At 63.7% G+C, this 9,652-nt stretch carries 7 protein-coding genes; 6 read left to right on the top strand and 1 reads right to left on the bottom strand.

Annotation, left to right across the window (positions count from 1 at the left end):
* Position 1 precedes the first annotated feature (1 nt).
* Entirely contained in the window at positions 2–955 is a 954-nt protein-coding gene (locus LOC57_RS14000) for an alpha-glutamyl/putrescinyl thymine pyrophosphorylase clade 3 protein (protein WP_229960477.1), read from the top strand.
* Positions 956–959: 4 nt separating this feature from the next.
* Here LOC57_RS14000 and LOC57_RS14005 read toward each other — a convergent pair whose 3' ends face one another.
* Positions 960–1,757: an ImmA/IrrE family metallo-endopeptidase gene (locus tag LOC57_RS14005; protein ID WP_229960479.1), complete on the bottom strand. Its 798-nt coding sequence runs from the start codon at positions 1,755–1,757 to the stop codon at positions 960–962.
* Positions 1,758–2,601: 844 nt separating this feature from the next.
* Between LOC57_RS14005 and LOC57_RS14010 the strand changes: the two genes are divergently transcribed.
* The 5 genes from LOC57_RS14010 to LOC57_RS14030 all read left to right on the top strand — a co-directional run.
* Positions 2,602–4,047, top strand: a complete 1,446-nt coding sequence (locus tag LOC57_RS14010) for a DUF3375 domain-containing protein (RefSeq protein WP_229960480.1) — start codon at positions 2,602–2,604, stop codon at positions 4,045–4,047.
* Complete coding sequence (locus LOC57_RS14015; protein WP_229960483.1) at positions 4,044–4,886, top strand: DUF4194 domain-containing protein; 843 nt, start codon at positions 4,044–4,046, stop codon at positions 4,884–4,886. The genes LOC57_RS14010 and LOC57_RS14015 overlap by 4 nt, the downstream gene beginning before the upstream one ends.
* A complete protein-coding gene (locus tag LOC57_RS14020) occupies positions 4,883–8,194 on the top strand; it encodes an ATP-binding protein (protein WP_229960485.1) in 3,312 nt (1,103 codons plus the stop codon). The genes LOC57_RS14015 and LOC57_RS14020 overlap by 4 nt, the downstream gene beginning before the upstream one ends.
* Positions 8,195–8,241: 47 nt before the next feature.
* Positions 8,242–9,147, top strand: coding sequence for an oxygenase MpaB family protein (locus tag LOC57_RS14025; protein ID WP_229960487.1), 906 nt, complete (start codon positions 8,242–8,244; stop codon positions 9,145–9,147).
* Positions 9,148–9,298: 151 nt separating this feature from the next.
* The coding region (locus LOC57_RS14030) for a hypothetical protein (protein WP_229960489.1) at positions 9,299–9,652 on the top strand (354 nt) is incomplete at its 3' end.

Consider the following 9,652-nt stretch of genomic DNA (forward strand, 5'->3'; position numbering starts at 1 on the left):
TATGAATACCGCATCCTCAGCATATAGACCCCGATACCAGAAGCGTTTTGACGAGCTTACTGTCAAAGTCGGTGAATTTGAGCGGCAAGAGAAGCGGCTGCCGGGTATATCGGACCCCATTGTTCGATCGGTCCTCATAAATCAACTGATCGATAGCGAGCGGCGAAACCAATACTTCGATCACATCGTAAGCCGGCCTATCGATAGCGACACCGCCAATCCGCACAATGAGCATTTTAATCCGCTAAAAGCAGCTGTTTACCATTGGCGTGCCGGCGCGACTGACGAGGCGTTTTGGCTTGTCTTCCAATACGTTCATTTTGGTAAGCATCGGATCGCTGGGTGGCGATACGTCAAGGAGGTATATGGACGGCTTGGTGAACACCCCATCTGGTCGTGGGCAGAAATCTCTGCCAACACCCCTGAGTTTCGCCTGTGGCTAGGGGAGAACCAAGACCACCTCACACGCAAGGATGGACCACGCGGGTTCGGAAACCATAGAAAGTACGCAAGCCTAAGCCACGAAAGTCCTCAAGGAACCGCTTCGGTTTTCGAGAGCTACGTTGATTGGATAATGACAGCCCAGGATCATCTGCACTTCTTCGACTCACACTGTCGCGGACGGACGCCTATAGATGCCTTTGAGGCTCTTTATGTCGCCATGGGCACCGTTACCAATTTTGGCCGGGTCGGCAAGTTCGACTATCTGATGACACTGTCTCGTCTCCGTTTTCTCGATATTAGACCCGGCCATGCCTACCTCGACAAGGCGACTGGGCCCCTCGCCGGTGCACACCTGCTTATTGAAGGCACTAGCTCCAAACCAAGTGCCAAGTCATTGAGCGCAGTGCTAATAAAGTTTTCACAAATCGTCGGCGTAACCCCTGACGTTGTAGAAGACGCCATTTGCAATTGGCAAAAGAGCCCTGATACTTTCCGCAGTTTCGTTCTGTGAGTGACTAGCGTCGTAGAACGATGTCATGCCCACTTCTACGGTATCGGCGTTTAAGGTTGTTGTATTCGGTATACTCGAGTACACCTTCATTCTGCAATTGGCCAATGATGATGCCTGGACTGGTCCCTACTTCAGCTGCCAAACGAACAATGTCGCGCCTAGATGGCTTCTTCATAAACCTTGATTCCAAACGACTCTCGAAAGGCCACAGTACGTCTGCCGAGAAACTATTGGCCTGGGTCTCTTCGATACAAGTTTCGAACGCCTCCGAGTCACCGTCAACATGAATGGCTCTTTCTCGATGCAGAATGAGGTGTCCAACTTCATGGAAAAACGAGAACCAGAACTGGTCGTCAGAGAGATATCTTGCGCTTAATTGAATGATGGCTGTTCCATCCTCCAATACCCGACTCGCCCCGCTGGCAGCACAACCATCAGGTGTCGGAACGATCACGCATGCAACTCCACACTCAGACGTAATACTCTGCAGTTTAGGAATGAAAGTCTTCGGGTCCGGAATGCGGCTCAGTGGCCGCATTTCATCAATAGCCAGAGCGAATTCGTCCGCGTCGAATCTCGTTCGCTTTAGCTGGCTACGAGCAATTTCCCCCGCGCGTAGCCAAGCTGATACAGCACTTACCTGATTAGGGAATGTTGGCGACGTACGGAACCGAACGCCTTGAAGCTGCTGGGCATAGGTACCCTCCCACTCTTGAAGACTGTCGGCGCCAAAGAATTGGAGACAAGCATCGATACGTGCGTGCCAGTCGGCTGGTACATCTAGCCACTCGAGCTTTTTCATGGAGGCCAGAGGAAGTGATTGAACCCATTGGTCAGCCCTGACTGTCTCTAAAGACCGCCTGAATCTCTGCTCTCTACGGAGCCAGAAAGATACGCTACCCCCAAGGGTCTCCGCTAAATTTTGAGCAAGTTCCGTTGTGACAACGAGAGATCCTTCAAGCAATCGGTCATACTCATCGGTACTCAATCCCCACGTCTCCGCTAGGTGCTTGGGGGGTAGGCTCTTCGCTGAAACTATGTCACCTATAGTCGCACCAGGTGGTGTCGCCCATCGGGGCACAAAGTCCTCAAGAGTGCTCATTCACCGAGCTCCTTGATCTGGATCAACTTGATTCGATTTACCATATCCCACCAATCCTGGGAGCTACCAGGTCTGTATGACTCGGCATGATCCGCCCGTCCAACTAAGCAGTGCTGGTTCACGATATCTATTTGTATATAGGTCGCGCTTGAACGTAAGAGATCAACTCCGAATGGAACACCGGAAAGGTACTCCGCCGCGTCTAAGTCCGCGAGACGAGTTCGAAGTGACATAGCAACCTCTTCACCCAGCTTCTGGGCAGCATACTGAGAATCTAGACATGTTCTACGCAGATCCTTCGTCTCGAAACTAATTATCACCCGTTGGCTTTCTGTGGTTCGTTTGTATTCCCGGTGGAACCGGGTGAACGTGGCGGGTTCAGAATACGGCCAAGTCGTAGGATCCCCTACTACCAAATCACGATTCTGTTCAACCAATTATCTGCTATGCCGCGACCATGCACGCCCGTGCCCCACCCCGCCCTCCCACCCGGCTAAAATCGAGGAGGCCCGTTTCACCCCACCGCACGGGCGGAAAGCGCAGAATGTCCTTCATCGAGAACGCCGTTGCCCGCTGGGCCGAACTGCAGCGGCTCCAGGCGGCCCCCGGCTGGAAACTGACCAACGCCAACGCCTGGGTGCTGGCCCTCTTCCGCGAAGCCTTCACCCGCACCCGGCCGCGGGTCCCGCTGGACGACTTCCACGCCATGACGGACAGCTTCCTGAACCGGCTCCGGGTGGACGGCGTGCAGCTGCGCGAAGACTGGACCGGACGGAACTACGCCGATGACTGGGTGGCCCGCCGCTTCCTGGCCCGTCCCCGCGCGGACGGGAAGTTCGTCTACGAACTCACCGAATCCTCCGCCCGCTTCCTCTCCTATCTGGACGGCTTCAGCAGCGACAAAACCTCGCTGAACTCCTCCCGTCTGGCCACCCTGCTGGACCGGGTGGAAAACCTCGCACAGGAATCCAACCCGGACCCGGCCGCGCGCATCGCCGTGCTGAAGGAAGAGGTCGCCCGGCGTGAGGACATGATCCGCGCCCTGGAAACCGGGGAGGCTCCCCCGCCGCTGCCGGAGGACAGCGCCGTCGAAGCCGCCCGCGACATCCTGGACCTGGCCGCCGCCCTGCCGGCCGACTTCAAACGCATGCGCGACGGCCTGGAAAAGATGCTGCACAACCTGCGCCAGGAAATGGTGGAATCCAACGCCGCCAAGGGCCTGACCATGGGCGAAATCCTCGAAGCCGACAAAAAGCTTCGCAGCACCGCCGAAGGCCGCACCTATGAGGGCTTCACCGCGTTCCTGAACGACGCCGACCAGCAGGCCCGCTTCCGCGCCGCCATCGCCGAGGTCCTCGAACGCGACTTCGCGGACAACCTCACCCCCGAGGACCGGCAGAGCCTGTACCGGCTGATTTCCGACATGCGGGACCAGGCCACCGAAATCCACCGCATCTACGGCCGGCTCTCCGAATCCATGCACACCTACGTGCAGAGCGACGAGTACCGCGAATCCGTGCAGCTGCGCCAGCTCATCCGCGCCGCCGAGGCCGCCATCCACAAGGCCCCGCGCGGACGCCGCCGCGTCGCCGTCGTGCCCGCCCCGCAGCTGTACGGCTCAGGCTTCGAATCGCTGAGCATGGTCCGGGTCTACAACCCCGAGGACCATGCCGCCCCGCGCACCCTGCCCGAACCGCCGCAGTTCACCGAGGCTGACATCCACCGCTCGGCCCGTACCCCACGTGCGGATCGGCGGGTACTGGCCGACGCCGTCTCCCGGGCGACGGCGAAACGCCCCAGTGCCACGGTGGCCCAGGTGTTCGAGCAGCTGCCGCCCGAACACCGGCACCTGAACAGCATCCGTGCCCTGCTCGCCGGCGGTTCCGCCGCCGGCGACACCCTTGAATCCGTTACCTTTACCCAGATCGACGGCAGCGAGCGCACCGCGCTGCTGCCCGCCGTCGCCGTCGCGAAAGCCCCCGAAAAATGAGCGAGACCATCCACGCCGCCCCGGACGAGAACGTCTCGGAAGAACACGTCCCGGAAAACCCGGAGCTGGACGCCGAGCAGGCAGAAGACGCCGTAGAAACAGAGCGCGACCTCCTGGTCGACGGTCCCGAACTGTTCCCCGGCGACACCGGCACCCTGCCGCTGAAGCTGCGCCAGGCCCTGATCCGGCTGCTGCGCGGCCCCTACCTGGACGCCACCTCGTCCGACAACGTGTACGAGACCGTGGTGGACAACCAGGAGCAGCTGCGCGTGCGGCTGAGCGAACTGTTCCTGTCCCTGGTCATTGACGAGGACCGCAAGGTGGCCCTGCTGCGCCCGGTGGAAATGCCCGAACCTCACACCTCCGCCCTGCAGCGCCAGCGCGAAATGACCCGCGAGGAAACCCTGCTGCTGCTGCGCCTGCGGCTGATCCTGGACCGGCACACCGGCACCGGGAACGAGGCGACCATCGCCCGGCAGGACATCCTCGAGGTGCTTGAGGCCTACGTGGACCCGGGCCAGCGCGACGCCAAATCCGTGGAGGACACCGCGGACGCCGCCATCCGCAAGCTCGTCCAGGACCGCCGCCTGCTGATCCCCACCGAACTGGACAACGTCTGGGTCATCTCCCCTGCCCTGCCGCTGGCCCTGCCCTATAGCCAGATCGGCGACATCGTCACCTTTATGCAGACCCTCTCCGGGGAGGACACAGCGGACGACGACGCGCCGACGCTCGACGTCGAGCCGGCTGACGCTGACACCGACACCGACACTGACACTGACACTGACACCGAGAACCCTGACACCCCCGCCACGAACGACGGCGAGGAGCCGGCATGAGCATCGAAACCACCCTCCCCATGGGAGACCTGATCAACCCCGGCCAGAACCGGCTCTCCTCCGTGCAGATCGTGAACTGGGGAACCTTCGACGGCGCGCACACCATCAAGGTGGACCGCGCCGGCACCCTGCTCACCGGCGATTCCGGCGTGGGTAAATCCACCGTCTTCGACGCCATGCTCTTGGTCATGGACGCCCGCCCCCGCATGAACGAGGCCGCGCAAAACAACAACGGCACCAACGCCGAGGAAAAACGCACCGCCTTCTCCTACATGCGCGGCCGGCTCGGCACGCAGGGAGCGGACGACGGCGCGGGCACCGCCTACCAGCGCCCCGGCGCCACCTGGTCCGCAGTCTGCCTGACCTTCGACAACGGACTGGGCCAGATCACCTCCCTCTCCGTGGTGATGGACCTGCCGGCAACCGGCACCGAACATAACCTGGGCCGCTTCTACCTGGTGCACAACAAGCCCCTGGACATCACCGCCCTGCAGACCGGCATCCGCGGCCGCTTCACCAAGGGCAGCCTGGAAGCCTTGCTGCCCGGCGCCGCCGTGTTCGATTCGCACAAAATGTTCGCCGAACGCTACCGCTCGGCGCTGGGTGTGGAGGATGAGAAGGCCTTCAACCTGCTGCGCATCCTGCAGACCGGCAAGGGCCTGGGCGGCACTGTCAATGACTTCTTCAGCACCAACGTGCTGGACACCCCGCGCACCCTCACCGCGGCCGAAGAAGCGGTGGAGGACTTCAGCCACCTGCGCAGCATCCGCCGCCAGCTCGAACGCGCCCGCCAGCAGCGCGACCACCTGGCCTCCGTCCCCGAGCTGCACACCCGCTACCGGCAGGCCGCGGACGCCCTGGCACACAACCGCGCCCTGACCACCGAGGGCCTGCCCGCCTACCGGCAGCGCCTGGCGCTGGAAGGCGCCGCCCGCACTGCGGAGAAGCTCGAAGCCGCGGCCTCGGCTGCCCGCGCCGAACTCTCCGCCGCGGAGACCCGCCGTGCCACGCTCAAGGACCAGCGCGATGCGCTTAGCGCCCGCTACGCCGCAGAGGGCGGCGGCGCCATCGCCACCCTGGAACGGGAACTCGCGGCGGCCGCCGCGCAGCTGCGCTCCCGTGAAACCGTGGAAAACGCGTTCCGGGACGAGCTCGCCGCGGCGGGGATCGACGTCGACTTCTCCCCCGCCGGGCTGGTCACCGCCCGCAGCCGCGCCGTCGAACTGGTGAAGTCCCTCGGCGCGGACCTGGAGTCCGCAAAGGAGCGCAGCAGCAACGCGCACGGCGAGGCGTGGTCCCTGAAGGGGCAGATCGCGAAGCTGGAAAACGAGATCGGCTCCTTCCGCCGCCGCAAGTCCAATATCCGGCAGGACTCCCTGGACCAGCGCACCCGGATCTGCGCCGCCACCGGCATCAAGGAAGCGGACATGCCGTTCGCCGGCGAGCTGATCGACCTGCCCGCCGAGCACGTCCAGTGGCGTCCGGCCGCCGAGCGGACCCTGCGTTCCCTGGCCACCGCCCTGCTGGTCCCCGGCGAACACATGGCCGCCGTGACCCGGTACCTGAGCGAAAACGACATGCAGGGCTACGTGCGCTGCATCGACGTCTCGGTGCCGCTGGACGGCCCCGCCGAGCCCGGCCCGGATGACCTGATCACCAAGCTGCTCACGCACGACTCCGCCATGGGCGACTGGGTGCGCCGGAAAATCACCGCACACTACGACTTCGTCTGCGTGGAGGATCCGGCCGGGCTGGCCGGCGTCGCCAAGGGCGTGAGCAGAGGCGGTGCGGTCAAGCGCAACCGCAGCACCACCGAGAAGGATGACCGGCACACCAAGGCTTCGGACAACGTGCTGGGCTTTGACAACAAGGACACCGTCGCGGCGCTCGGCAACGAACTGCTGGCCCTGCGCACGGTGTTTGAAGAGGCGGATACCGTCTCGAAGCAGCACGCCGCGGAGCAGGACGAGCTGATCCGCCGGCTCGCCGCCGTCCGCCGTGTCGCCGATGACGAACGGAGCTGGGAGGACCTGTCCGCAGACGATGCCCGCGCCGCCGTCGTCGCCGCCACCGAGCGGCTGGATGCGGCCCGGGACGCCAACGCGGACTTGGAGCAGATCCGCTTTGAACTGGACACCGCCGAGCTGGACCTGACCGCCGCCACGGAGAAGGTGGGCGGGCTCAAGGGCGAAGCGGCGAGGCTCGACGCCGACCTTGCCGCCGCCGTCGAACGCCGCACCGCGCTGTCCGCGAAGGCACCCGAGGCGCTGTCCGAGGGACTGCGGACCGCGCTGGCCGAGCTGTTTGACCCGTTCGGGGACCTCACGGACGCTGCCCGGCTGAAGGAAGCCGCCGGCGAGGTGGAGCGTGCCCTGATCACCGAGCAGGCCCGGCTGGAGAAGACCCTGCTGGAAACCCGCGCGAAGCTGGAACGGACCTTCGAGACGTTCTCCGACAAGTGGGGCTCGGACTTCGGCACCTCCGTGGAGGCTGCCGGCGCGTACGAGGACCGCTTCGAGGGCATCATCACCGAGGGCCTGCCGCAGCGCGAGGCCGAGTTCAGCGAGTACTTCAACAACCGCACCTATGAGCGTTTCAGCGACCTGCTGCAGCTGCTGGATGAGGAACGCCGCAGCATCTCCTCCCGCCTGCTGCCGCTGAACTCGGTACTCCGCCGGGTGGAATACCATGCCGGCAGCCACCTGGAGATCGAGGTGGCCACCACCATTCCCGACGCCGCATACAAGTTCCGCACCGAACTGAAGAACGCGCTGCCGATGATGGGGTCGCGGCAGGATCGGGCGGACATGGACGCCCGGTATGCCGCGCTGGAGGCGCTGGTGGACCGGCTGAAGGATCCGGAGGAGAAGCGCTGGCGGGCCGAGGTGCTCGATGTCCGCTCACACGTGACGATCACCTGCACGCACCGCCTGGCCAACGGGCACACGTACACCAACCTGCAGGCATCGCTGATGTCCGGCGGCGAGGGCCAGCGGTTCACCGCGTTCATCATGGCCTCGGCGCTGGCGTACCAGCTGGGCATTGTGTCGCAGGGCTTCAGCACGTACGGCACGGTGATGATGGATGAGGCGTTTGTGAAGTCGTCGCTGTCCTTTGCGGAGGCGTCCATCAACGCGCTGCACGAGTTCGGCTTCCAGCTGCTGCTTGCCGCTCCGGAGGACAAGGTGGACCTGTCCCGCTTCCTGGGCTCGGTCACCGAAATCCTGCGCGACGACGTCACCAACCGGTCCGGCGTGCTGGAACGCGGGCTGGGGAACTCCCGGTCGGTGGACATCCTGCTGCGCTAGCCGGTTCCTCTGGCATTGCGGGGGCGCCGGGATGGAGACTGGGAGACGTGATTCCTCTTCTCGAGTCCTGGCGCCGCCAGTTGATCGGCACGTTCAGCAACAACGCCGCCGAGATCCCGCAGTGGGAGCTCGAGCTGGCGAAGGGCGACGACGTCGGGCACTTCGGTCCGGAGTCCGCCGTGTGGGCGGTGCACGGGTCCATGACGCCGATTATCGCGGGCGTCCGGGCGCTGCTGCTGCAGGCCCTGCATCCGGGCGCGATGGCCGGGGTTCATGATTTCTCCGATTATAAGGAGGATCCGCTGGGCCGGCTCGCCGGGACCATCCGCTGGATCTTCACCGTCACCTACGGGGACACACATGCGGCGAAGTCCGGGTCGGACTGGGTGCTGCGCCTGCACGAGCGGGTGCAGGGTGAGTATGTCGACGCCGACGGCGTCGAGCAGCCGTATTCGGCGAACGATCCGGAGATTGCCCGCTGGGTCCATCTGGCGTTCACCGACGCGTTCCTGTCCTCGCACCAGCGCTACGGCGGGCCGATTCCCGGCGGTCCGGACGCCTATGTGGCCGAGTGGGCGGTGGCCGGGGAGCTAATGGGCATTCCGGATCCGCCGCGCTCCGAGGCTGAGTTGCGGAAGCAGATGGCCGGGTACGACGCCCAGCTGCGCAGCAGCGAGTACGTGCAGGAGGCACTGGGGTTCCTGAAGCGTCCGCCGCTGCCGGGGAACCAAAAGCTGGGTTACCGGGTGCTGTTTGCCGGGGCGGTGGCCAGCTTGGAGCCGAAGCACCGGGAACTTTTGGGGTTGCGGGCACCGCATGTGGGGCCTGTTACGCTGCCGATGACGTTTCCCGTGAAACTTGTTTTGGGTGTTATCCGGTTCGGTCTGGGTCCGATGGGGCCCAGCGAGCGGTCGGCGCGGGAGCGTATTGCCCGGTTGGCCGGGCGGGTGTGAGGGCGCGAGTGGTGCTTCCGCGGGCAGTTTTTGGGGCGCTAATTGAGGCAAGTAGTGGGCCTTTAAAAGACGGGTAAATGAAGCTCCGTCGTGGACCGTTTTTGGCAGTTTTTCGGCCCTGAAATGTCAGTGTCGGATGAAAACCTTAGGCATGGACCAGATCGGGAACACCGAACCGACAACTGAAGAATCAAGGACTGGACACTGCACGGACGAGGGCCACGTCGGCACCAAGGGCGGGCCCACACTTGCGGTATACCGGGCGGGTACAACAGATACGTCCGACGACGACGGCGCACGTGCCAGCGGAACCGCCGGCGCGGCGGGTCCCGGCACCACTGACACCGGTTTTCCAGATGGTTTCAGCGGAACCCTGGTTCTGCAGAACCTTGAATCCTTCGACGACCAGGCTGTGGGTGAAGTGCTGGTCCGGGTCGCACACCTGATCGCGTGGGCGGAGGCGCAGCGGGCCCGGATGCTGAACCGGATGGAAACCCTCTTCCGG

The organism is Arthrobacter sp. zg-Y750 (assembly GCF_020907365.1).
Taxonomy (GTDB): Bacteria; Actinomycetota; Actinomycetes; order Actinomycetales; family Micrococcaceae; genus Arthrobacter_B.